Source organism: Bradyrhizobium sp. 62B, assembly GCF_030272265.2.
Taxonomy (GTDB): Bacteria; Pseudomonadota; Alphaproteobacteria; order Rhizobiales; family Xanthobacteraceae; genus Bradyrhizobium.
Window position 1 is genome coordinate 3,117,402 of sequence record NZ_CP092841.2, and the last position, 22,682, is coordinate 3,140,083.

Genomic DNA, 22,682 nt, shown 5'->3' on the forward strand with positions numbered 1-22,682 from the left:
CGGCGCCAACGTGGTAGTCTATGCCTCCCATGAGCGCGGTCCTTGAGGAGGGACTTATGCGACGGCGGGAGTTCATCGGACGTTTCGGCCTTATTGGCTCAGCCGCATCAATACTGTTTGGTCAAGGCTCAAGCGCGCAGTCTGCGCCGAAACGTCCGATCATCGCGTGGGCGGGAGCTCCGCCCGCAGGTGCGCCCGCAGGCGCAAACGTGCCTCAATTCATACTGGACCTAGTATTTGGCAATTTTGTTAAAGGTCTTTTGGAGTTCGGTTACGAGAAAGGTCGAAACATTGACGTCATAAAGCGATTTGACATGTTTGCTGACCGAGTAGCAACCATGGAAGAGATGGTGGCTCTGGTCAAACCAGATATCATCGTCGCGCCTGCGACGTTGCAAGCCGTCGAGGCCCGAAAGGCGACATCGACGATACCGATTGTCTGTGGCGCTCTCGCGGACGCGGTTCATCTGGGCTTGATTGCCAGCGAAGCTCGCCCTGGAGGAAACGTAACGGGCATTGAGCCCTACATTGCGGGATTGCCGACGAAGCAAATTGAACTCGTGCGGGAAATCGCGCCGATGGCGCGGCGTGTTGGACTGCTTACCAACATGAACGACCCCAAGGGCCCGCCTCAAGTTGGGGACTTGAGGGCAGCTTGCCAAAGTTTGGGCTTCAGCGTGGTCGAAACCGATGCCAGTACGGCGAACGACATTCCGGGTGCGCTCGCTGCGCTGGCGAACGAGAAGGTCGATGTCGTCGTTGTCATTCAGACTAATCTGTTGCTTGTCCGATGCGAGCAGATCGCCGCCATTGCCCTTGAAAAGCGGCTGCCGACCGTCTTCGGATATCGCGAGCACGTTATCCACGGCGGCCTCGTCAGCTATGGAGTTGACTTGCGCTGGTGTTATCGTCGCATCGGTTATTTTGTAGACAAGATTCTCAGGGGTGTTCGACCCGGTGACCTTCCCATCGAATTTCCAACCGAATTTTGGTTGGCAGCCAATCTCAAGACAGCAAAGACGCTCGGCGTGACCGTACCGACCGGCCTTCTCGCCCGCGCCGACGAGGTGATCGAGTAAATGCTGCGTTGCCAAGTCTGGTGTTGGCCCATCGCTGGCATCAAGTGGCACTCCGTTGACGTCGTCTTCCGCGCGTAAAGCGGACGCGACAGTTCCAGGAGATATTCGTTCTCGTGCTCTGGGCGTAGCGAGGTACCCCCTAGGGTGTTGCGGCCTTCACCTTCACCGAGACGGGCAGCGGAAAGCGCAGCCCCCGTGCCCAAGCCGGGCGACGCGATGCCGGCCGCTTCTGCGGCAGCTTGCCGAAATGCGCGAGGGCTTGCATCAGCGCAGCCCGGATGGCCGGCTCGATCTTCGCGCAGATGAACCAGCAGACCAGCCCAAGCAGGCCGAGCGCGATCCAGAGTGCCGAGGTGGCATCGAAGCCTGCGTCGATCAGGGCACGAATGATCGCCGCGCCGATGACGTTGTGGGTGAGATAGAGCGGGTAGGTGATCAGTCCCAGCGTTCGCAAATAGGCCGGTGCTTCGGGTGCTGCGGCGCCCGCAGAGCGCCTGTTTCTCCTCGCGGCAAGGGCAATGAGGAGCACGGCAAGCGCCCAGACCATGATCGGCACGAGAGCCGATTGATCGGCGATGGCGGGGATCGAGGTCAGGAAGAAAGAAGCGAAGAAATAGATTTCGGCCGCACCCGAGAGACAGGTGACGCCAACGGCGACTTGTTCAAGTGCCGTCAATTGTCTGTTCGCGGAAATGAACAGCCAGATTCCCAGCGCAAAGAAACAGCCATGGCTCAGCAGGAAGGCCGCGCATGGCACCCGAAACATCAGGATGACCAGATAAGGCAGGTCGGACGGCGTCGTGCAGGACGCGATCAATAGCGCGACCGCATTGAAGATCGCGCTGTAGATGGTGAGGCCGAAGGCCAGATGCCGCAGCGTGATCTTCCTCGTGAGCATCGCGCAGAACACGAGCCCATAGAACGCCGTCTCGGCGGCCAGCGTCCAATAGACCTCGTCCAGCCACTGGCCCGTGACGCCCTTGGGCACCATCAGTATGGCGTGGATATAGGGCAGGATGAGCTCGGATGCCGGACCAGTGCCGAACAGCAGCAGGACGAGGAAGCTCGCGGTGGCGCAAACCCAGACCGCCGGATAGAGCCTGAGCGCGCGGCCGAGCAGAAACGCGCCCGGTGAAGATGTGCTCGCGGAATTCGCAATGACGAAACCGGAGATCACGAAAAAGATCTCGACGCCGACCCAGCCGAACCACGTGAAGGCCGCGGCGGAGGGGTAGATCACGTCGGCGGCGACGGTGCGCTCGAAGCCGGGGACACCGATCGACGTCCAGGCCCAGGACCAGAACATCTGGTGGAAAATGGCAACGCCGAGCGCGGCGGCGAAGCGCAGCGGATCCAGCAGGGGCAAATGGCTCTTCACGGCAATGGACCGGATTCATGCGACGATGACGCAGGAGATAGTGAATCCGGTCAGGGTGCTCTGCGAGGTGGGTCACACATGCTCCAGCGCGCCGACTGTGCAGATCTCAGTGTGGGAGTAGGTGTCCTCAGCTCTCGAGTCCCGGACGCAGCGCAGCGTCACTTCCAACGAAGCGCTGCAGAGCCGGGGCCCATGCCTCCATTGTGCCGTGTTGGCTTCTGGGTCTCGGCTCTGCGCAGCAGCGTTGCAAGCTGCAGCGCGTCCGGGACACGAGATGGCACAAAATAAAACGGGGCCCGAAAGGGCCCCGCAAAACTCCTCGACGCTTAAGCCGATCTTACTTGATCTTGGCTTCGCGGAATTCGACGTGCTTGCGCGCGACCGGGTCGTACTTCTTCTTGACCAGCTTGTCGGTCATGGTGCGCGAATTCTTCTTGGCGACGTAGTAGAAGCCGGTGTCGGCCGAGGACACGAGCTTGACCTTGATGGTGACCGCTTTGGCCATGTTCAGAACCTCAGGAATGAAGGGAATCTGGAGCCGGCCAAACGGCCCGCGTTGGCCGGCAACCTAGCCAGAAACCGCCTGATGTCAAGGTTTTAGGGGTCGAAAACTGCCCGAAACGGGCCCTTTACCCCTAGAAGAACCGGTTTTTCGGCCTGGGCAGGCCGAGATTCTCCCTCAAAGTGGGCCCTTCATACTCTTTCCGGAAAATCCCGCGCCGCTGCAGCTCCGGGACCACCTTGTCGACGAAATCGTCGAGGCCGGCGGGCAGGAACGGGAACATGATGTTGAAGCCGTCGGAGCCGCGCCCGACCAGCCATTCCTCCATCTGGTCGGCGATGGTTTTGGCGGTACCGACAAAGGACAGCCCGCCATAGCCGCCGACGCGCTGGGCAAGCTGGCGCACGGTGAGCTTGTCGCGCCTGGCGAGGTCCACCATGCGCTGGCGGCCGCTCTTGCTGGCATTGGTCTCCGGAATCTCCGGCAGCTGTCCGTCCGGATCGAAGCCGGAGGCATCGGTGCCGAGGATGACGGAGAGCGAGGCGATGGCGCTGTCGTAATGCACGCGGCTGTCGAGCAAGGCGCGCTTCTCCTTGGCCTCATCGACGCTGTCGCCGACCACGACGAAAGCGCCGGGCAGGATCTTGAGATGCTCGGGGTCGCGGCCGATCTTCTCCATGCGGCCCTTGATGTCGGCATAAAGCTTTTGCCCGTCGGCGAGACTGCCGCCGCCGGTGAAGACAGCTTCCGCCGTTTCGGCCGCGAGCTGCTTGCCGTCTTCGGAGGCGCCAGCCTGAACGATCACGGGCCAGCCCTGCACGGGGCGGGCGATGTTGAGGGGACCGCGCACCTTCAGATATTTGCCGTGGTGGTCGAGCGTGTGCATCTTGGCGGGATCGAAGAACAGGCCGCTCTCGACGTCGCGCACGAAGGCATCGTCGGCGAAGGAATCCCACAGGCCCGTGACCACGTCGTAGAACTCGCGGGCGCGCTTGTAGCGCTCGGCGTGCTCCATGTGATCGTCGAGGCCGAAATTCAGCGCGGCGTCCGGGTTCGACGTCGTGACGATATTCCAGCCGGCGCGACCGCCGCTGAGATGGTCGAGCGAGGCAAAGCGGCGCGCGACGTGATAGGGCTCGTCGAAGGTGGTCGAACCCGTCGCGATCAGGCCGATCCGCTCGGTGACCGCGGAGAGCGCCGACAGCAGCGTGAACGGCTCGAACGAGGTCACGGTGTGGCTGCGCTTGAGCGCATTGACCGGCATGTTCAACACGGCGAGGTGATCGGCCATGAAGAAGGCGTCGAACTTGCCGGCCTCGAGCTTCTGGATCAGCGTCTTGATGTGGCCGAAATTGAAATTGGCGTCGGGCCAGGCCCCGGGATAGCGCCAGGCGCCCGTGTGAATGCTGATCGGGCGCATGAACGCGCCAAGCTTGAGTTGCCGTTGTGCCATCGCCCGGTGTCCTTCTTCATTGTCGTTCGGAAAGACATAGGCACGCGGCGGAACTCCGCCATTGGCGGGAGCGGGAAGATTATTTTGTTTTTTGCAGCTCTCTCAGCACGTCATTCCGGGACGCGCCGCTTGGCGCGGACTAGGGCGCGCGATTGCGCACCCATCGGGTCGCGGAGACGATGGATGGATGGATTCCGGGCTCGCGCTACGCGCGCTCCGGAATGACGAGAGGAGAGAGCCGCGCCCCGTAATACAGCCTCAGCCCAAAATATCCTTCTGCATCTTGCCGCCGTAGAAATGGAAGAACGGCACCGGCGCGTCGTGGCGGAGCGGGCCGGTGGCAAGACGGGTGTCGAGCTCGTTGAGCACGTTGCGCGTCATCGGATGCAGATCGGCCAGCGGCTTCGAGCCGAGCTCGACCCAGACCAGCTCGACCAGCTCGGCATCGGCGTGGATGACGCCGTCGACGCGATGGGTGATCGCGGAGGCGTCCGCGGTGAAGAACCGCGTGTCGAAGCGCTTGACGCGGCCGGGCGGGGTAATCGCACGGGCGATCAGGAACAGGCTGGAGGGATCGGGCAGCAGGCCGGCATCGGCGAATGGCTTCCAGGGACCGTCGAGCTTCGTCAGCTTGGCCTCGGTCTTGCGGCCGAGGCAGAGACCGGTCTCCTCGCAAGCTTCGCGGATCGCGGCAATCGCCAGCGACTTCGCGCGCGAGGCCGGCGTCTTCGGGCTGCCCTTGGCGAGATTGGCTTCCAGCTCGGCGGTGATCGGCGCGGCGCAGGGCACGCGATAATCGGCCTTGTCGACGCGTCCACCCGGGAAGACGAATTTCCCGGGCATGAACACCACCTTGTCGTGGCGTTTGCCGACCAGCACCTTCGGAATGGCGCCGCTGCGATCGACCAGGATCAGCGTCGCCGCATCCCGGGGGCGGAAATAGGGATGATGGTCCGCTTCCTTTTCCTCGTGGACCTTTGCCTTGTCCGCGACTTGCGCAATATCCGTCATGTCCTCACCCGAACTCTTCTTGCTTATTGGCCTATACCGGCGGAATACCATCGGGAGGGCTCTCGTCAAACCCGTGCATACGCAGAGCCCATTGCAAGCCGACCACAGCTCCCTTCACCGGCTGCAGCAGCGCGAGCGAGGCGACGAAGGTGAAGGGCAGATAGGCCGCGAAGCTGATCCAGACCGGCGTGGTGTAATTGGTCTCGATCCACAAAACGGCCGGCACCACGATGTGGCCGACGATGACGATGACGAGATAGGCGGGCAGGTCATCGGCGCGGTGCGGCGTGAAATCGAGGTCGCATTTGGCGCAATTGTCTGCCGTCTTCAGAAAGGCGCGGAACAGCTTGCCTTCGCCGCAGCGCGGGCAGCGGCCGCGAAAGCCGCGCTTCATAGCCGCAAAGACATCGCGCTTCTCGACGAGGCCGCTCTCGCGCGTCCAGATTTTTGGGACCGTGCTCATCGTCACCATGCTTTGCCCTTCTTGCCCTTGGGTTTTCCCTTGGGTTTCCCCTTGTTCTTCTTCCCCTTGCCGGATTTTGGGTTCGCCGGCTTGCGTTTTTTATCCGGGCTGCGTCCGGGATGGGCCTTGAACGAGGGGCGGCGTTGTGGACCAGGTCGCCTGCGGTCGCGCGGGTTCGTCTCACTGGAGGATGACAGCAGCTCGAAGCGCAGCGCGCCCGCAATGGGGGCGGCTTCGATCAGACGGACATCGACGACGTCGCCCAGCTGATACATGGTGCCGCTGCGCGTGCCGATCAGCGCATGGCGGCTCTCATCATAGTTGAAATATTCCGTGCCGAGGGATCGGATCGGGATCAATCCGTCGGCGCCGGTCTCGGCGAGCTTGACGAACAGGCCGGCGCGGGTGACGCCGGAGACGCGGCCCTGGAAGCTGGCGCCGATGCGGTCGGCGAGGTGATGGGCGATCAGGCGGTCGACGGTCTCGCGCTCCGCCTTCATCGCGCGGCGCTCGGTCACCGAGATGTGGGCCGCGACCTCGCTCAGGGTTTCCGGCGTTTCGCTGTCGGGCAGGGCGCCTTCGCCGAGGCCGAGCGCGCGGACCAGCGCGCGGTGCACCACGAGGTCGGCATAGCGGCGGATCGGCGAGGTGAAATGCGCGTAGCGGCGCAAATTCAGGCCGAAGTGCCCGTAGTTCTCGGAAGAATATTCGGCCTGCGCCTGGGCGCGCAGCACCACCTCGCTGACCAGCGGGTAATAGTCGTGGCCTTCGAGCTGGGCCAGCACGCGGTTGAACGTGGTGGGACGCAGCGCGCCCGCTTTGGCGAAGGGAACGTCCAGTGTCTCCAGGAATTCCGCGAGGGCGTGGACCTTCTCCAGCGTCGGCTCGTCATGCACGCGGTAGATCAGCGGCAGCGACTTCTTCTCCAGCATCTCGGCTGCCGCGACGTTGGCGAGGATCATGAACTCCTCGATCAGCTTGTGCGCATCGAGACGCTCCGGCACCACGACGCGGTCGACCGTGCCGTCGCTTTTCAGCAGGATCTTGCGCTCGGGCAGATCGAGATTGAGCGGATCGCGCTCGTCGCGCGCGCGCTTGGCGCAGGCATAGGCGGCGTAGAGCGGCCTCAATATCGGATCGAGCAGGGGGCCGGTGGTGTCGTCGGGCCGTCCGTCGATCGCGGCCTGCGCCTGTGCGTAGCTCAGCTTCGCCGCCGAGCGCATCAGGATGCGGTGGAAGCTATGCGAGCGCTTGCGGCCGTCGGGCCCGAGCACCATGCGCACCGCGAGCGCGCCGCGTGGCTCGCCCGGCACCAGCGAGCAGAGATTGTTCGAGATCCGCTCGGGCAGCATCGGCACGACGCGGTCGGGGAAATAGACCGAGTTGCCGCGGTCGAGCGCGTCGCGGTCGAGCGCCGAGCCCGGCCGGACGTAGAAACTGACATCGGCAATGGCGACGTTGACGATGAAGCCGCCTTTGTTGTTGGGGTCGTCGTCTGCTTGCGCGTGCACCGCGTCGTCATGATCCTTCGCATCCGGGGGATCGATGGTGACGAGCGGCACGTCGCGCCAGTCCTCGCGTCCCTTCAGGTTCGCGGGCTCCGCGGCTTCCGCTTCGCGCTCCGCGGCGGAGGAGAATTGCAAGGGAATGTCGTGGGCGTAGATCGCGATCAGGCTGATCGCCTTCTCGGATTTGACCGAGCCGAGCTTTTCTTTGACCCGGCCGGAGGCGAGGCCGAAGCTGCGGGTGCGCACGATGTCGACGCTGACGAGGTCGCCATCCTGCGCGCCGTGGGTATCGGCTGCGGCGATGTTCAGCTCGCGGTCGACGGCCTTCTTGTCGACGGGGACGAGCCGCCCGCCGCCTTCGGGCAGGCTGCGGAAGACGCCGAGGATGCGGGACTTGGTCTTGTCGAAGACCTTGATGATGTGGCCGCGATAGGCTGGGCCTTCGGTCTCGTCCGAGCGCTCGACCCGCAGCAGCACGCGGTCGCGGACGCCGGCTGCGGTGCCGGGCTTGGGCCGGCGTGGCATCTCGATGAGGATCTTTGGCGGCTCGCCGCTCTCGACCTCGTCCCATTCGGTGGGGGAGGCGATCAGCTCGCCGTCACTGTCACGGCCGGTGATGTCGGCGACCAGCGTCGGCGGCAGCGTGTCCGGCTCGGACACCTTGTGGCGCTTCTTCTTGATGGTGCCGTCGTCGGCGAGCTCGCGCAGCATGCGCTTGAGCGCGATGCGATCGGCGTTCTTCAGGCCGAACTCGCGTGCAATGTCGCGGGTGCCGACGTTTCCTTGATTTGCCTTGATGAAGGCGACGATGGCTGCCCTGTCGGGAAAGCCATGGTCATTCTTGCGTTTCACTTAACCTCTAATTGGTGCCGGCACTCTTCTTGGCCGGAGCCTTGGCAGCGGCCTTGGTCGGCGACGTCTTTGCGGTCGACGACACGGCGGCGCGCGCCTTGCTGGTGGATTCGGTTTTCGATTTGGCCGCCTTCTTCGCGGCCGGTTTCTTCGGCTTGGGCGGGGTGTCCTCGCCATCCGCAGCCTTCGCTGCGGTCTTCTTGGTCTTGGCCGGCTTGGCGGCCTTCTTGGCCTTCGCTTTTCCGCCGCCCTTGGCCGCGCGCTCGTCGATCAGTGCGATCGCCTGGGCGAGCGTAACGGTGTCCTTTTCGAACTCGGCCGGGATCGTCGCGTTGACGCCGCCCGCGGTGACATAGGCGCCGTAACGGCCGCTCTTCACGGTGACGGTGCCGAGGCTCGGATGATCGCCGATCGCCTTGCCGGGATCGGCGCCGAAGCGCCGGCTCGGGCCCTTGGCGACCTTCTCTGCGATGAGTGTGACCGCGCGGTTGAGGCCGATGTCGAACACCTCGTCGCCGCTCTCGAGGCTGGCATAGGTCTTCTCGTGCTTCACGAACGGCCCGAAGCGGCCGAGGCCCGCTGTGATCGGTTGACCTGTCTCCGGATGTTTTCCGATTTCGCGCGGCAGCGACAAGAGCTTCAGCGCAAGCTCGAGGTCGACATCGCCGGGCGAGGTGCCTTTCGGGATGCCGGCGCGCTTCGGCTTCTCGCCTTCCTCGTAATCCTTCTGCTCGCCGAGCTGGATGTAGGGCCCGAACCGACCGGCCTTCACCCAGACATCGCGCCCCGTATCGGGATCCTGGCCGAGCGAACGGTCGGCGGTCGCCTCGCTGTCGGCGGCGAGCTGGCGGGTGTAGCGGCACTCCGGGTAGTTCGAGCAGCCGACGAAGGCGCCGAACTTGCCGGCCTTCAGGTTGAGCCGTCCGCTGCCGCAGCTCGGGCACTGCCTGATGTCGCCGCCATCCGCGCGCGGGGGATAGATGTGCTGGCCCAGCATGTCGTCGAGCACGTCCAGCACCTGCGCGACGCGCAGCTCCTTGATGTCGTCGACGGCACCGATGAAGCCGGTCCAGAAATCCTTCAGAACCTGCTGCCAGGAGATCTCGTTGTTGGAGATGCGATCGAGCTGCTCTTCGAGCGAGGCCGTGAAGTCGTATTCGACGTAGCGCGCAAAGAAGCTCTCGAGGAACGCGACCACGACGCGGCCCTTGTCCTCGCCGTGCAGGCGCTTCTTCTCCAGCTTGACGTAGCCGCGGTCCTTCAGGACCTGGAGGATCGAGGCGTAGGTCGAGGGCCGGCCGATGCCGAGCTCTTCCATGCGCTTGACCAGCGAGGCCTCGGAGAAGCGCGGCGGCGGCTCGGTGAAGTGCTGGGTGACGGAGAGCGACTGCCGCTTCAAGGCGTCGTTCGGGCTCATGGCGGGCAGGCGGCGGGAGTCCTCGTCCTCCTCGTCGTCGCGGCCTTCCTGGTAGAGCGCGAGGAAACCGTCGAACTTGACGACCTGGCCGGTGGCGCGCAGCTCCAGCGTGCGGGAGCCGGCCTTCGCGGTGATGTCGACGGTGGTGCGCTCGAGCTCGGCCGATTCCATCTGGCTCGCAATGGTGCGCTTCCAGATCAGTTCATAGAGCCTCGCCTGGTCGGCATCGAGCTTGCGGCTCATGCTGTCGGGGCGGCGCGACATGTCGGTCGGGCGGATCGCTTCGTGCGCTTCCTGGGCGTTCTTGGCCTTGGCCTGGTACTGCCGGGGGGCGTCCGGCACGTAGGCGTTGCCGTAATCCTCGCCGATCACCTTGCGCGCCTGGGTGATCGCCTCGGGGGCGATCTGCACGCCGTCGGTACGCATATAAGTAATGAGTCCGGTGGTCTCGCCGCCGATGTCGATGCCTTCATAGAGACGTTGGGCGATGCGCATGGTGTGCGCCGGCGCAAAGCCGTATTTGCGGCTGGCCTCCTGCTGCAGCGTCGAGGTGGTGAACGGCGCCTGCGGATTGCGCCGGGCGGGCTTCGCATCGACCGCGGTGACTGCGTAGCTGGCCGCTTCCAGCGCCTTCTTGAAGTCTTCGGCTTCCGCGCCGGTGCCGATGTCGAGGCGCTGGATCTTCTTGCCGTCGGCGCCGACGAGGCGGGCCTCGAAGGCATCGCCGCGCGGGGTGAGCAGGGTCGCGATCAGCGACCAATATTCACGTGCGACGAACTTCTCGATCTCGAGCTCGCGGTCGCAGACGAGGCGCAGCGCCACCGACTGCACGCGGCCGGCGGAGCGGGCGCCCGGCAGCTTGCGCCACAGTACGGGGGAGAGGGTGAAGCCGACCAGATAGTCCAGCGCTCGGCGCGCCATGTAGGCGTCGACCAGCGCGCCGTCGATCTCGCGCGGATGCTTCATCGCGTCCGTGACGGCCTGCTTGGTGATGGCGTTGAACACCACGCGCTCGATCTTCTGATCCTTCAGCGCGCGCTTCTCCTTCATCACCTCCAGCACGTGCCAGGAGATGGCCTCGCCCTCGCGATCAGGGTCGGTCGCTAGAATCAGACGGTCGGCGCCCTTCAGGGACTTTGCGATATCGTTGAGCCGGCCGGCCGCCTTCGGGTCGACCTCCCAGATCATCTTGAAATTGGCATCGGGATCGACGGAACCGTTCTTCGCCGGCAGGTCGCGGACATGGCCGAACGAGGCCAGAACCTCATAGGACGAGCCCAAATACTTGTTGATCGTCTTGGCTTTCGCCGGCGACTCCACAATGACGATATTCATGTAGTTCCAGTAACTTACGGGAAAATTTGGGGCCGAAAACGAAAAGACTCGGGTCGGCCGTTTCGCCCCGAACATGGGTGGTGAGGCCTCCGCTGTCAAATCGAGGGCTGTTGAAAGCCAGCGGAATGGGAAAAGTTTCATATCGAGAAAGTTGTAAAATACCACCTTGGAGTTGCGGTCGCTATCGGCGTAATGTTTCTGCGGGGCATGGATTCGGGGTGGGCTGGTGACTAGGCCGGGAAAGAAACGGGCGCGCACCTCTATCGGTGCGCCGGGAGGCTCGCGTCACGAGGAACCGGGGGAAGGCGGCGTGGACGAGGCCGTCGCCTTTATCGCCGAGCAGGTCGGCGCGTTGCGCAAGCTCGCCGAGCGTCACAAGCTGGACGTGCTCCATTATCTGTTGGGCATGACCAAGCTCGAAGCCGACGAGCATTTGAGGCTGCGGAGCAAGCGCAAGCTGTCGTGAGAACACACTGATTGCGTCACTGCGCTCGCAATGACCGGCGTGGTCAGCCGTTGCGGCTCGCCATCTTGGCCAGTCGCCCGCCGAGATATTCGGCGGTGCCGAGGTCGCTTTGCGGCAAGGCGCCGTCGATCATGTGGGCCGCCAGTCCAAGCTGGCTGCCCAGGCGATTGCGACCGGCCGGATCCTCTCCGCCCGGAATATCCAACCCGCACCAGAGCATGCCGTGCTGAGCAGCCAGAATGGAGAAGTAAGTCAACGTGTGGAGTTGATCGCCCCCGGCGAGAGCGCCCGTGGTGAAGCCGGCTGCGAATTTGTTGGCCCATCGCTGCTGGGTCCAGCGGTCGCTTGAAGCGTCTGCGAAGGCTTTGAATTGCGCCGCTGCTCCGCCCATGTAGGTCGGGCTGCCAAAGGCAACCGCGTCGGCCCGGTCGATCGTCTGCAACAAGCCATCATTCCGGAAGCGGCCTGACACGATATCGTCGCCGGCGATCCGACAAAGTGCGATCTCCGCCATCCCGGCCGCGCCGCGCGCCACCGCATGCGCGAGTTTCTCGGTGGTGCCGGAGATGGAAAAATAGACGATGGCGAGCAGGGGCATGGGGGCGCCGCTTGGGATGTCTGGCCATTTTTGACGCCGTCGAGATTTTGCACAAGTCCCACCACGGCGTGGCGGTAGTCGTGTGCTATCACGCTGACCGCCGCCGCGGCGCGGGTCGCGGCTTCATCGTGGTCTCCGCCGGGCTGAGCAGCCGCCCGTCCTCCGACCGCAGCTCCAGCTTCTTCACCGGGCGCCCTTTCTCGCGATCCACCAAAATGGTCGCGATCTCCTCGGGGTGGTCGTCGAACTCTTCGCTCCATTGCCGCAGCGCCACCAGGATCGGGAAGGTGCCGCGGCCCTTCGGCGTCAGCACATATTCCTGATACGCGCTGCCGTCGGAGGCGGGGGCGGTGGCCAGAATGCCGTGGTCGACCAGCGAACGCAGCCGCACCGACAAGATGTTCTTGGCCATGCCGAGCTTGTTCTGAAACTCGCCGAAGCGGCGCAGGCCGAACAGCGCCTCGCGGATGATCAGCAGCGACCACCAATCGCCGATCGCCTCCAGCGAGCGCGCGATCGGGCAGGCATCGCCCTCGAAGCTCGTTCGTTTCACCATCGTTCCCGGTCCTGTCGCGTTCGCACGATCCGAACGCCGATCACGCGCTTGTGTGGTTGCATCATAAAACCATAGGGCCTAGATGGCAATCTGGTTTTATGATGCAACCACTGGAGGCGAATGTGAGACTGACGAACAAGACGGCCCTGATCACCGGCGGCAATAGCGGCATCGGCCTTGCGACCGCAAAACTGTTCGTGGCCGAGGGCGCCAAGGTGGTGATCACCGGGCGCAACACGGAGACGCTGGAGGTCGCTGCGAAGGAGCTCGGGCCGAACGCGCTCGCACTCGCCGCCGATGCCACCAACATCGCCGCGACCGAAGCTGCGATCAAGCAGGGCGCCGAAAAGTTCGGCAAGTTCGACATCGCGTTCGCCAATGCCGGCATCGCCGGTGGCACGCCGCTGGGCTCGGCCACGCTCGACGTCTTCGAGAAGGTCATTAGCACCAACTTGACCGGCGTGTTCTTCACGGTGCAGTCGGCGCTGCCCTATCTCAACGACAACGCCTCGATCATCCTCAACGGCTCGGTGATCTCGGTGCTCGGCATTCCCGGCTACTCGGCCTATGGCGCCGCCAAGGCTGGCGTGCGGGCGATGGCGCGGATCATGGCGTCGGAGCTGTCGCCGCGCGGCATTCGCGTCAACGTGGTCGCGCCTGGTGCAATTCGCACCCCGATCTGGGGACCTGCGACCGCGACGCCGGAAGCCGAGAAGGCGTTCGAGAAGCGGATTGCGCTGACGACGCCGCTCGGGCGCATTGGTGAAACGGATCACGTCGCGAAGACGGTGCTGTTCCTCGCCTCGGATGATTCTGCGCATGTGCAGGGCCAGGAGATTTTCGTCGACGGCGGCGCGGTGGCATCGCCGAGCGGCGCGCCGATCTATCGAGGCTGATCAAGTGAAGTGAAAATTGAATCGGTCGGCGCGACCGCCGCGGTTGCGCCGACCGGTGCCTGCATCTCCATAGCTGTATTTTCGTGAACCTTGCGTGAGGCGTTGAACCTTCGCGTGGTCTGCCAAGACATTTTTACGGGCAGGGGTCACAAGACTCATTTTCAGGGAGCCCGTGATGCCAAAGGCAGCTCGCATTTTTCCGTCGATTTCAACACCGCGTATTTACACCGAAGATTCCACCGTTTCCGCCGGTCGTTCCGGCGCTTCCGAGTTGATCGGAGTGGCTCTTTTCGCCGGCATCGGCCTGTTCATATCGCTCGTCGCCGTCATCCTGGGTATTCAGGGCGCCTGGTTTTAGCTTCGCCAACAAGTCAGCCGCCGCCGGAGTCCGGCAGCGGCTGGTGTCGATGTGAATCTTACGCGGCGCGCAGGCTGGTGGCCGCCTGAAGCGCGCTGGCGAGCGACTTCTCGCGATGCTCCGGCCCGACCTGGATGCCGTCCGCGATGATGAATTCGGGAGTCTGGATGCCCATGAAGCCGAAGACGCCGCGCAAGTAGGTTTCAAGGTGCTCCGGCGCCGCAGCGGGCGAGCCCGCGCCGTAATAGCCGCCCCTCGAGATCGCGACGATCACGCGCTTGGCGCCGGCGAGGCCCTGCGGCCCGTTCGCGTCATATTTAAACGTCTTCCCCGCAACGAGAACGCGGTCGATCCAGGCCTTGAGCTGGCTGGGGATCGTAAAATTGTACATGGGCGCGCCGATCACGACGATGTCGGCCGCCAGGAACTCGTCCAGCGCTGCCGCGCTCGCGGCGAGGTCGGGGCCGAGTTCCGCCGGCGCGGGTGCGCCCTGCGCGGCCGCCAAATGCGAGCCGGAGAGGTGAGCGAGCGGGGTCTGGGTCAGGTCGCGATAGACCACTTCCAGCGAGGGCGTCGCCTGGCGCAGCCGGTCGACGATGGCGGCGGAGACCTGCCGGGAGACCGAGTGGGGGCCGAGGACGCTGGAGTCGAGATGGAGGAGTTTCATTTGGGATCACCCTGGTATAAGTTTGTAACCAGAGCTACATGAGTGACCGTCAAAATCCCCGCAAGAACGCACTTTTTTGAGCCATGGGCACATCTTTGGAACCGACACACACGGAATTGCCTGCCTCGCCGGCACCTCATCCGGATCATGCCGACTGCCGCGGCGTGGCCTCGGTGCTCGCGCGCGTCGGGGACAAATGGAGTGTGTTCGTCATCATGAACTTGAGCGACGGGCCGAAGCGCTTCAACGAGCTCAAGCGCATGATCAGCGGCATCTCGCAGCGGATGCTGACCCTGACGCTCCGCGGGCTGGAGCGCGACGGCCTCGTCACGCGCACGATCTTCCCGACCATTCCGCCGCGCGTGGACTACGAGCTGACCGATCTCGGTCGCGGCCTGCAGCAGCCGGTGAAGGCGCTCGGACAGTGGGCCATGGACCATCTGATGCAGATCGAGGCTGCACGGACGCGGTTCGATAAGCGCAACGACAGCTAGAGCAGGGACACCAATCCGCCGCCGTGGCGTTCGAGCTTTCCGGCGAGCTCGAGCTCCAGCAGTACCGTGCGCACGATCGCGGGCGAGGCGCCGGACATCCGCACGAGATCGTCGATCGAGATTGGCGCCGGGCCGAGCAGGCCTGTGATCTGGTCGCGGTCGTGGCCTTGCGGATCGCTCTCGAACGGCTCGCTGTCCGGCTCGCCCGCAGGGATCATCAGCGGCCGCTCCATGATCGGCTGCACTGCATTGATGATGTCGGCAGCTTCGGTGACCAGCGTCGCGCCCTGCTTGATCAGATCGTTGGCGCCGGCAGCGCGCGGATCGAGCGGCGAGCCCGGTACCGCGAACACCTCGCGGCCCTGTTCGGCGGCCATGCGCGCGGTGATCAGCGAGCCCGAGCGGTGCGCCGCCTCCACCACGACCACGCCGAGCGAAGCGCCCGAGATCAGCCGGTTGCGGCGAGGGAAATCACGGGCGCGCGGCTCATGGCCGAGCGGCATCTCGGAGATCGCAGCGCCCGCGTGATCGAGGATCGCCGTGAGCAGGTCGCCATGCTCGGGCGGATAGATGCAATCATGGCCGCCGGCGAGCACGGCGACTGTGCCGCTTTCGACGCTGGCGCGATGCGCGGCCTGGTCGACGCCCCGCGCGAGTCCCGAGATGACGACGAAGCCGGCCTCGCCGAGCTCACGCGCCAGGAGACCTGCGAATTTCAACCCGGCGCCGGAGGCGTTGCGCGAACCGACGATCGCGATCATGGGACGCATCAGGCTCTTGCTGTCGCCGCGCACCGCGAGCAGCGGCGGTGCATCTTCGATCATCGCCAGCCGTGAGGGATAACCGTCCTCGCCAGGCGCAAGCCAGGCGATGCCGAATTTGCGGCTTGCGGCAAGCTCGGCCCTGGCTTCATCTGCGCTGCAGATGCGCCCAGACCGCTGCGCGCCGCCGCGGCGCGCCAGATCAGGCAGCCGCTCCAATGCCGCGCGCGCCGTGCCGAAATGATCGACCAGCGAACGGAAGGTACGCGGACCCACATTGTCGGAGCGGATCAGCCGCAGGCGGTCGATCCGCTCGGCGTCGGTCAGCTCTACGCTCGGATTGATGGCGTCCACGGCGTCTCCTTGTGGGGGCAGCATGGAACAACCTGAGGGCGTTACGCAACAGCGACGTGTGCTTGCGCGGCCTCATCGCGATGCTAAAAGCGATGCCAATAAGAAGGGTTTTGCCATGATCTCACTCGCCGACCTGCAGCGCCGTATTGAAGCCGGCGAGTTGTCGCCCGATGCCGCCATCGCCCAATCGCATGCGGCGATCGAGGCCAAGGAGAAGGACGTCCGCGCCTTCGTCCGTCACGACAAGGCTGCGAAGGCGCAAGGCTCGGGCCCGCTGCGCGGCATCGCCGTTGGCATCAAGGACATCATCGACACCGCCGACATGCCGACCGAGATGGGCTCGGAGATCTATCGCGGCTGGCAGCCGCGCGCCGATGCGGCCGTCGTGATGATGCTGAAGCGGGCGGGGGCCACCATCATCGGCAAGACCACGACCACGGCATTTGCCTCGCGCGATCCAACCCCGACGCTCAATCCGCACAATCCCGGCCATTCGCCGGGCGGCTCGTCCTCGGGCTCGGCGGCAGCGGTCGGCGCCGGCATGATTCCGCTGGCGCTGGGCACCCAGACCGGCGGCTCGGTGATCCGGCCCGCGGCCTATTGCGGTACCGCCGCGATCAAGCCCTCGTTCCGCATGCTGCCGACGGTCGGCGTGAAGTGCTATTCGTGGGCACTCGACACGGTCGGCCTGTTCGGCGCGCGTGCGGAGGATCTTGCGGGCGGCCTTCTGGCGATGACGGGCCGCACCGAATTCTCCGGCATCGTTCCGGCGAAGGCGCCGCGCATCGGCGTGGTCAGGCAGGAGTTTGCAGGCAGCGTCGAGCCGGCGGCCGAAGAGGGCTTGCAGGCCGCGGTCAAGGCGGCGGAGCGCGCCGGTGCCAGCGTGCAGGCCATCGACCTGCCGGAGGCGGTGCAGGAGGCCTGGCGCATCCACCCCATCGTGCAGGATTTCGAGGCACATCGCGCGCTGGCCTGGGAGTTTTCCGAGCGTCATGACGAGATCGCGCCGATGCTGCGGGCAAGCCTCGATGCGACGGCCCATCTGACGCCGAAGGAATATGACGAGGCGCGCCGGATCAGCCGTCGCGGCCGCCGCGAGCTCGGCGAATTGTTCGAGGGCATCGACGTGCTCCTGACCTATTCGGCGCCGGGCACCGCGCCGGCCAAGGCGCTCGCGACCACAGGCGATCCCCGCTACAACCGGCTCTGGACCTTGATGGGCAATCCTTGCGTCAACGTGCCGGTGCTGAAGGCGGGTGGCCTGCCTGTTGGTGTGCAGGTGATCGCACGCTTCGGCAACGACGCGCGCGCTCTCGCGACGGCGTGGTTCCTGGAGGATGCGCTAGCGAAGTCAGGTTAGCGCGGGCTCGGGAGCGGCGAGGGCCTGTGCAGACGCGGATGGCGACGCGCCGGCTCTTGCGTCTTGCCCGAGCCAGCGCTCGGCGGCTGCGCGGCCGCTCCGGTACAGCAGCCGGATGAAGCCGCGGCCGAGATCGGTCGACGAGCGCTGCGCCAGGCCGTCAATGGAGTCTTCGGCCGCGATGCGGGTGAGCCGCAGCGACGATGCCGCGTGCGATTGCGCCCATGCGATCGCCGCGATCTCGGCATTGAGCGCGGCGTTCGCCGCGATCTGGTCGAGCCGGCGGTCGATCGCGGCGAGGGTGATCGGCACATAGCTGTCGCGCGCCGGCGTGACCTGGACGAGCAGGACGTCGGACGTCGTCGTCTCCTGCGCGAGGCGCAGCAGGGGCGGATTGCCGCCGAAGCCGCCGTCCCAATAGGCCTCGCCGTCGATCTCGACGGCGCAGTGAACCAGCGGCGGACAGGTCGAGGCCAGCGCGACGTCGGCGGTCACAGCGTCGTTGCGGAAGATCTGCTGCTGTCCGTCGCGAATCCGCGTCGCCGCGATCAGGAGTCTTGGTGCGTTCGGATCGCTCAGCGCCGCGAAATTGATGTCGCGCGACAGCGCCTGCCTGAGCGGATCGAGATCGACCGGATCGAACTGGCCGGAGCGCAGCGTCGGACCGAACGCGACCGAGCTTCCCGCCGGCGAGAAACCGCCGACCAGCATCAGCGAGCGGAACGAGGCCTCGTGCATCAAGCGGAGCCAGAACCGGCTCAGCCGGCTGCGCGCGGCTTCGCGGCCGCCTTCGGCAAGACCGGAGGCGAGGAGGAGCGCATTGATGGCGCCGGCGCTGGCGCCGCTGATCGTGTCGATCTCGATCGGCTCTTCCAGCAGCCGCTCCAGCACGCCCCAGGTGAAGGCGGCAAAGGTGCCGCCGCCCTGCAGGGCGAGCGAGAGTTTTCGCGGTGGCCATTGATCGGGGCGCGTCTGCTCAACTCGCGCAGCGGTCGTTACGACCTCCACAGGCGCAGGCGCCGGCACAACGGGAGCGGGCGCCGAAACGGAAGCGGGCTTTGGCGCTGGAGGCGGCGCGGGCGCATCGGACCAGATGGAGGTCGCCGACAGCAGCCGGCTTGCCGCAGTGCCCTGCGAACCACCGTCATCTCGCGTGCCGTCAATCTTCTCGCTCATTCTGAGCAACCGCGTAACGCCATTTGTCCTGTCAGGATGACAGGCGTGGAACCTGTACGCCACTGCGCGCCGCGAGTCAGCGGCGAGTTGCGAACAGGATTTGACATATAATGCAGAGAGGGGCTTCGGTATCCGTAGATGCCCTGGCCGTCGTCGGTGCGACTACGCCTTCTCGCCGATCCGGCTTTCCTTGCCCGCTTGCAGCCGCTTGATGTTCTCGCGATGCGCGTAGAACATCAGCAGCGTCAGCACCGCGAACAATGCTGCGAGTGCGAGGTGCCCGAACCACCACAGGAAGACCGGCGTGATGAACGCCGCCACCAGTGCCGACAGCGACGAGTAGCGGGTGGTGAAGGCGGTCGCGAGCCAGAGCAGGCAGAACACCACCATGCCGGGCCAGAACAGGCCGAGCAGGACGCCGATATAGGTCGCGACGCCCTTGCCGCCCTTGAACTTGAGCCAGACCGGGAAGAGATGGCCGAGGAAGGCACCGAGCCCGGCCACCATGGCGGCATTGGGCCCTGCGAGGTAGCCGGCGATCACCACGGCGGCGGTGCCCTTGAGCGCATCGAGCAACAGGGTGCCGGCGGCAAGGCCCTTGCTCCCGGTGCGCAGCACATTGGTGGCGCCGATGCTGCCGGAGCCGATCGAGCGGATATCCTGCGTGCCGGCGAGCCGGGTCAGGACGAGGCCGAACGGAATCGAGCCGAGCAGATAGCCGATGACGAAGGCCACCGGCAGGAAGGCTTCAAGCCCCATGGCGGAAGCTCCAAAGGCTGGATTTCAGGTCAGACATGCTCGTACACCGTGCGGCCGCCGACAATGGTGCGCACCACGCGGCCTGTAAAGCGGGCCTCGTCGAACGGGGTGTTCTTGCAGGGCGATTTGAGGTCGGCGGGATCGACCACCCAGGGCACATCGGGGTCGATCACGATGACGTCGGCCGGGCTGCCGGCGCGCAGGGTTCCGCCAGGCAGGCCCAGCAGCTCGGCCGGGCGGGTCGACATCGCGCGGATCAGCGTCTTCAGGTCCATCTCGCCATTGTGCACGAGGCGCAGGCCCGCCGGCAGCATGGTCTCCAGGCCAACGGCGCCGGGGGCCGCTTCGGCGAACGGCAGGCGCTTGACCTCGACGTCCTGCGGATTGTGGTCGGACATGATGACGTCGAGGAGGCCGGAGGCCACCGCGGCCACCAGCGCGCGGCGGTGGTCCTCGCTGCGCAGCGGGGGCGACAGCTTCAGGAAGGAACGGTAGGGGCCGATGTCGTTCTCGTTCAGCGCCAGATGGTTGATCGAGACCGAGGCGCTGACGGCAAGCCCGGCATCGCGGGCGCGCTGCAGGATGTCGAGGGAGTCGATGCAACTCAGCGAGGCCGCGTGATAGCGGCCGCCGGTCAGGGCGACGAGGCGCATGTCGCGTTCGAGGATGACGGCCTCGGCCGCACTCGGGATGCCCATCAGGCCGAGGCGCGAGGCGAACTCGCCTTCGTTCATCACGCCTTCGCCGACGAGATCGGGGTCCTCGGTGAAGTGCACGATCAGCGCGTCGAAATCGCGCGCGTAGGTCAGCGCGCGGCGCATCACCTGCGCATTGGTCACGCTTCTCGTGCCATCGCTGAAGGCGATCGCGCCTGCGGCCTTGAGCAGGCCGAACTCGGTCATCTCCTGGCCGTGCATGCCCTTGGTGAGGGCGGCCATCGGCTGGATGTTGACGATCGCGGTGTCGCGGGCGCGGCGCATCACGAAGTCGACGGTCGCCGAATTGTCGATCACCGGCGAGGTGTCGGGCTGGCAGATGATGGTGGTGATGCCGCCGGTCGCGGCGGCCTGGCTCGCGGTGGCAAAGGTCTCGCGATGGCTGAAGCCAGGTTCGCCGACGAAGGCGCGCATGTCGACCAGGCCGGGCGTGACGATCTTGCCGGAGCAGTTGACGATGTCGGTGCCCTCGGGGACGCCGGCCGCGCCAATGCCGCGGCGGGTCTCGCGGATGGTGCCGTCGGCGATCAGGACGTCGCCGACACCGTCGTAATCCCTGGAGGGATCGACGACGCGGGCGTTGGCAAGCAGGATGGGGCGGCGATCGGTCAGCATCGGCATCACGCGTTCGGCAGGTTACGGGCGAGCGCTTCCAGCACCGCCATGCGCACGGCGACGCCCATCTCCACCTGTTCGCGGATCAGGGACTGCGCGCCGTCGGCCACGATCGAGTCGATCTCGACGCCGCGGTTCATGGGGCCGGGATGCATCACGAGGGCGTCCGGCTTGGCGTAGGCGAGCTTCTTCTGGTCGAGCCCGAAATAATGGAAATATTCGGACGACGACGGCACGAAGGAGCCGTTCATGCGCTCGCGCTGCAGCCGCAGCATCATGACGATGTCGGCGCCGTTGAGACCCTCGCGCATGTCGCGCGCGACCTCGACGCCCATCCGCTCGATGCCGGGCGGCAGCAGCGTGGAGGGACCGACGACGCGGACGCGGGCGCCCATGGTGTTGAGCAGGATGATGTTGGAGCGGGCGACGCGCGAATGCAGCACGTCGCCGCAGATCGCGACCACGAGCCCCTCGATGCGGCCCTTGTTGCGGCGGATGGTGAGCGCGTCGAGCAGCGCCTGGGTCGGATGCTCATGCGCGCCATCGCCGGCATTGATCACGGAACCGTCAACCTTGCGCGCCAGCAGTTCCACCGCGCCGGAGGCGTGATGGCGCATCACCAGGATGTCCGGGTGCATGGCGTTCAGCGTCATGGCGGTGTCGATCAGCGTCTCGCCCTTCTTGATGGACGAGGAGGCGACCGACATGTTCATGACGTCCGCGCCGAGCCGCTTTCCCGCGAGCTCGAACGAGGATTGGGTCCGGGTGGAGGCCTCGAAGAAGAGGTTCACCTGCGTCCGTCCCCGCAGGACGGTGCGCTTCTTGTCAACCTGGCGGTTGAGCTCGACATATTCTTCGGACAGGTCGAGTAGGCCGGTGATGTCGGCCGCGGAAAGGCCCTCGATGCCCAGCAAATGCCGGTGGCCGAGGACGAAGGTCGATTTCGATGTCATTAAAACGAGAGCTATAGGCGTGGACGGCGGGGTGGGCAAGGGCCAATGCCGGGGCGGGGAGTTATCCCCTGATCTGTCGGTTTGTCCTCTCCGTCATGCCCGGGCTTGTCCCGGGCATCCACGTTCTTGCACTGTGGCCGCAGAAAGGTCGTGGATGGCCGGGACAAGCCCGGCCATGACGTGTGGATGGATATTGTGAAATCAGTTCGAATTGCGATCGTCGTTGTCTTTGCTGCCTCATCCGCCCACGCCCAATCGCTCCCCGGCGATTTCGTTTATTTGCGCGACATCGACCCCAGCATCATCCAGGACATCCGCTACGCTACATCCAACAATTTCGTCGGCCGTCCGCTCGCCGGCTACAATGCGGGTGAATGCGTGGTGAAGCGCGAAGTCGGGCTGCGGCTGAAGGCGGTGCAGCAGGAGCTCGCCGCGCAAAATCTCTCGCTCAAGATGTTCGACTGCTACCGGCCGGCGCGGGCCTCGCTCGACATGGTCAAGTGGTCGCAGAACGGTCACGAGACCGCCGCCGAGCGGCGCTACAATCCGAAGATCCCGAAGACCGAGCTGTTCCGCCTCGGCTACATCGCCAGCCGCTCGCAGCATTCCACCGGTGCGGCGCTCGATTTGACCTTGGTCGATCTGAAAGCCGACAACTCCGCCAAATACGACCCATCAAGGACCTATGCCGATTGCACCGCGCCGGTCGAAGCGCGCGCCCCCGAAGGCAGTCTCGACATGGGGACCGGCTACGACTGTACCGACACGAAGGGCCATACTGCGGCACCATCGATCACGCCGGAGCAGCGCAGCTGGCGCAAGCGGCTGGTGGCTGCGATGGCCAGGCAAGGCTTTGTGAACTATTCGAAGGAGTGGTGGCATTTTTCCCTGCCGGGGGCCGGTGGAGCGGCCTATGATTTCCCGATCCAGCCGCGGCGGAACTGATTCCGCGCCG

General features: G+C 65.2%; 22 protein-coding genes. 7 read left to right on the plus strand and 15 right to left on the minus strand.

All coding sequences use genetic code 11. From position 1 onward, the window contains the following. Positions 1-56 precede the first annotated feature (56 nt). Positions 57-1,079: an ABC transporter substrate-binding protein gene (locus ML401_RS14535; protein ID WP_285812305.1), complete on the plus strand. Its 1,023-nt coding sequence runs from the start codon at positions 57-59 to the stop codon at positions 1,077-1,079. Positions 1,080-1,218: 139 nt separating this feature from the next. Here ML401_RS14535 and ML401_RS14540 read toward each other — a convergent pair whose 3' ends face one another. The 7 genes from ML401_RS14540 to topA all read right to left on the minus strand — a co-directional run bounded on the left by ML401_RS14540 (position 1,219) and on the right by topA (position 10,998). After that, positions 1,219-2,457, minus strand: a complete 1,239-nt coding sequence (locus tag ML401_RS14540) for an acyltransferase (RefSeq protein ID WP_285812306.1) — start codon at positions 2,455-2,457, stop codon at positions 1,219-1,221. A 337-nt stretch (positions 2,458-2,794) separates the two neighbouring features. Further along, positions 2,795-2,962, minus strand: coding sequence for a 50S ribosomal protein L33 (gene rpmG / locus ML401_RS14545; RefSeq protein WP_007603295.1), 168 nt, complete (start codon positions 2,960-2,962; stop codon positions 2,795-2,797). A 130-nt stretch (positions 2,963-3,092) separates the two neighbouring features. Continuing rightward, positions 3,093-4,412, minus strand: coding sequence for an LLM class flavin-dependent oxidoreductase (locus ML401_RS14550; protein ID WP_211416680.1), 1,320 nt, complete (start codon positions 4,410-4,412; stop codon positions 3,093-3,095). Between the two features lie 258 nt (positions 4,413-4,670). Beyond that, positions 4,671-5,423, minus strand: coding sequence for an NUDIX hydrolase (locus ML401_RS14555; protein WP_194407681.1), 753 nt, complete (start codon positions 5,421-5,423; stop codon positions 4,671-4,673). A 31-nt stretch (positions 5,424-5,454) separates the two neighbouring features. After that, positions 5,455-5,895: a DUF983 domain-containing protein gene (locus ML401_RS14560; RefSeq protein WP_285812307.1), complete on the minus strand. Its 441-nt coding sequence runs from the start codon at positions 5,893-5,895 to the stop codon at positions 5,455-5,457. Next, positions 5,889-8,246 (minus strand): ribonuclease R, encoded by a 2,358-nt coding sequence (gene rnr, locus ML401_RS14565; RefSeq protein ID WP_285812308.1) that lies wholly within the window; start codon positions 8,244-8,246, stop codon positions 5,889-5,891. The genes ML401_RS14560 and rnr overlap by 7 nt, the downstream gene beginning before the upstream one ends. 7 nt (positions 8,247-8,253) lie before the next feature. Next, a complete protein-coding gene (gene topA, locus ML401_RS14570) occupies positions 8,254-10,998 on the minus strand; it encodes a type I DNA topoisomerase (RefSeq protein WP_212068321.1) in 2,745 nt (914 codons plus the stop codon). A 310-nt stretch (positions 10,999-11,308) separates the two neighbouring features. Between topA and ML401_RS14575 the strand changes: the two genes are divergently transcribed. Then, positions 11,309-11,464, plus strand: coding sequence for a hypothetical protein (locus tag ML401_RS14575; RefSeq protein ID WP_246776467.1), 156 nt, complete (start codon positions 11,309-11,311; stop codon positions 11,462-11,464). A 43-nt stretch (positions 11,465-11,507) separates the two neighbouring features. On the opposite strand, the gene ML401_RS14580 is transcribed toward ML401_RS14575, so the two are convergent. Continuing rightward, positions 11,508-12,062 (minus strand): flavodoxin family protein, encoded by a 555-nt coding sequence (locus ML401_RS14580; protein ID WP_211416687.1) that lies wholly within the window; start codon positions 12,060-12,062, stop codon positions 11,508-11,510. A gap of 88 nt (positions 12,063-12,150) precedes the next feature. After that, the gene (locus ML401_RS14585; RefSeq protein WP_285812309.1) at positions 12,151-12,618 is read right to left on the minus strand and encodes a helix-turn-helix domain-containing protein; all 468 of its coding nucleotides are present in this window, start codon (positions 12,616-12,618) and stop codon (positions 12,151-12,153) included. A gap of 122 nt (positions 12,619-12,740) precedes the next feature. On the opposite strand from ML401_RS14585, the gene ML401_RS14590 reads away from it, so the two are divergent. Continuing rightward, entirely contained in the window at positions 12,741-13,514 is a 774-nt protein-coding gene (locus tag ML401_RS14590; protein WP_211416689.1) for an SDR family oxidoreductase, read from the plus strand. A 175-nt stretch (positions 13,515-13,689) separates the two neighbouring features. Next, positions 13,690-13,872, plus strand: coding sequence for a hypothetical protein (locus tag ML401_RS14595; protein WP_194407689.1), 183 nt, complete (start codon positions 13,690-13,692; stop codon positions 13,870-13,872). Between the two features lie 58 nt (positions 13,873-13,930). On the opposite strand, the gene ML401_RS14600 is transcribed toward ML401_RS14595, so the two are convergent. Continuing rightward, positions 13,931-14,539, minus strand: a complete 609-nt coding sequence (locus ML401_RS14600; protein WP_285812310.1) for an FMN-dependent NADH-azoreductase — start codon at positions 14,537-14,539, stop codon at positions 13,931-13,933. Positions 14,540-14,622: 83 nt separating this feature from the next. Here ML401_RS14600 and ML401_RS14605 point away from each other — a divergent pair, with 83 nt between their 5' ends. Then, positions 14,623-15,033 carry a helix-turn-helix domain-containing protein gene (locus ML401_RS14605; RefSeq protein ID WP_211416691.1) on the plus strand — a complete coding sequence of 137 codons (411 nt, stop codon included), beginning with the start codon at positions 14,623-14,625 and terminating at the stop codon, positions 15,031-15,033. Here the strand turns inward: ML401_RS14605 and dprA are convergent. Next, entirely contained in the window at positions 15,030-16,172 is a 1,143-nt protein-coding gene (gene dprA, locus ML401_RS14610) for a DNA-processing protein DprA (protein ID WP_285812311.1), read from the minus strand. The two genes, ML401_RS14605 and dprA, sit on opposite strands and share 4 nt — an antisense overlap. A 91-nt stretch (positions 16,173-16,263) precedes the next feature. Here dprA and ML401_RS14615 point away from each other — a divergent pair, with 91 nt between their 5' ends. Then, positions 16,264-17,508, plus strand: a complete 1,245-nt coding sequence (locus ML401_RS14615; RefSeq protein WP_211416693.1) for an amidase — start codon at positions 16,264-16,266, stop codon at positions 17,506-17,508. Here the strand turns inward: ML401_RS14615 and ML401_RS14620 are convergent. The 4 genes from ML401_RS14620 to ML401_RS14635 form a co-directional block, all read right to left on the minus strand. Beyond that, the gene (locus ML401_RS14620; RefSeq protein WP_285812312.1) at positions 17,500-18,684 is read right to left on the minus strand and encodes a patatin-like phospholipase family protein; all 1,185 of its coding nucleotides are present in this window, start codon (positions 18,682-18,684) and stop codon (positions 17,500-17,502) included. The genes ML401_RS14615 and ML401_RS14620 overlap by 9 nt on opposite strands. 162 nt (positions 18,685-18,846) lie before the next feature. Then, positions 18,847-19,443 (minus strand): glycerol-3-phosphate 1-O-acyltransferase PlsY, encoded by a 597-nt coding sequence (gene plsY / locus ML401_RS14625; RefSeq protein WP_194407695.1) that lies wholly within the window; start codon positions 19,441-19,443, stop codon positions 18,847-18,849. A gap of 29 nt (positions 19,444-19,472) precedes the next feature. Further along, on the minus strand, positions 19,473-20,774 hold the full coding sequence (locus ML401_RS14630; protein ID WP_285812681.1) for a dihydroorotase: 1,302 nt from the start codon (positions 20,772-20,774) through the stop codon (positions 19,473-19,475). Positions 20,775-20,779: 5 nt separating this feature from the next. After that, complete coding sequence (locus ML401_RS14635) at positions 20,780-21,727, minus strand: aspartate carbamoyltransferase catalytic subunit (RefSeq protein ID WP_194407696.1); 948 nt, start codon at positions 21,725-21,727, stop codon at positions 20,780-20,782. Positions 21,728-21,913: 186 nt separating this feature from the next. Between ML401_RS14635 and ML401_RS14640 the strand changes: the two genes are divergently transcribed. Further along, the gene (locus tag ML401_RS14640) at positions 21,914-22,672 is read left to right on the plus strand and encodes a M15 family metallopeptidase (protein ID WP_285812313.1); all 759 of its coding nucleotides are present in this window, start codon (positions 21,914-21,916) and stop codon (positions 22,670-22,672) included. Positions 22,673-22,682 lie beyond the last annotated feature (10 nt).

Coding starts and splice junctions, on each gene's coding strand:
- ML401_RS14555 (WP_194407681.1), bottom strand. CDS start 5,423: ATGACGGATATTGCGCAAGTCGCGGACAAGGCAAAGGTCCACGAGGAA.
- ML401_RS14600 (WP_285812310.1), bottom strand. CDS start 14,539: ATGAAACTCCTCCATCTCGACTCCAGCGTCCTCGGCCCCCACTCGGTC.
- ML401_RS14595 (WP_194407689.1), top strand. CDS start 13,690: ATGCCAAAGGCAGCTCGCATTTTTCCGTCGATTTCAACACCGCGTATT.
- ML401_RS14585 (WP_285812309.1), bottom strand. CDS start 12,618: ATGGTGAAACGAACGAGCTTCGAGGGCGATGCCTGCCCGATCGCGCGC.
- ML401_RS14550 (WP_211416680.1), bottom strand. CDS start 4,412: ATGGCACAACGGCAACTCAAGCTTGGCGCGTTCATGCGCCCGATCAGC.
- ML401_RS14630 (WP_285812681.1), bottom strand. CDS start 20,774: ATGCTGACCGATCGCCGCCCCATCCTGCTTGCCAACGCCCGCGTCGTC.
- ML401_RS14580 (WP_211416687.1), bottom strand. CDS start 12,062: ATGCCCCTGCTCGCCATCGTCTATTTTTCCATCTCCGGCACCACCGAG.
- ML401_RS14635 (WP_194407696.1), bottom strand. CDS start 21,727: ATGACATCGAAATCGACCTTCGTCCTCGGCCACCGGCATTTGCTGGGC.
- ML401_RS14535 (WP_285812305.1), top strand. CDS start 57: ATGCGACGGCGGGAGTTCATCGGACGTTTCGGCCTTATTGGCTCAGCC.
- dprA (WP_285812311.1), bottom strand. CDS start 16,172: ATGCTGCCCCCACAAGGAGACGCCGTGGACGCCATCAATCCGAGCGTA.
- ML401_RS14560 (WP_285812307.1), bottom strand. CDS start 5,895: ATGGTGACGATGAGCACGGTCCCAAAAATCTGGACGCGCGAGAGCGGC.
- rpmG (WP_007603295.1), bottom strand. CDS start 2,962: ATGGCCAAAGCGGTCACCATCAAGGTCAAGCTCGTGTCCTCGGCCGAC.
- ML401_RS14605 (WP_211416691.1), top strand. CDS start 14,623: ATGGGCACATCTTTGGAACCGACACACACGGAATTGCCTGCCTCGCCG.
- plsY (WP_194407695.1), bottom strand. CDS start 19,443: ATGGGGCTTGAAGCCTTCCTGCCGGTGGCCTTCGTCATCGGCTATCTG.
- ML401_RS14615 (WP_211416693.1), top strand. CDS start 16,264: ATGATCTCACTCGCCGACCTGCAGCGCCGTATTGAAGCCGGCGAGTTG.
- ML401_RS14620 (WP_285812312.1), bottom strand. CDS start 18,684: ATGAGCGAGAAGATTGACGGCACGCGAGATGACGGTGGTTCGCAGGGC.
- topA (WP_212068321.1), bottom strand. CDS start 10,998: ATGAATATCGTCATTGTGGAGTCGCCGGCGAAAGCCAAGACGATCAAC.
- ML401_RS14640 (WP_285812313.1), top strand. CDS start 21,914: ATGGATATTGTGAAATCAGTTCGAATTGCGATCGTCGTTGTCTTTGCT.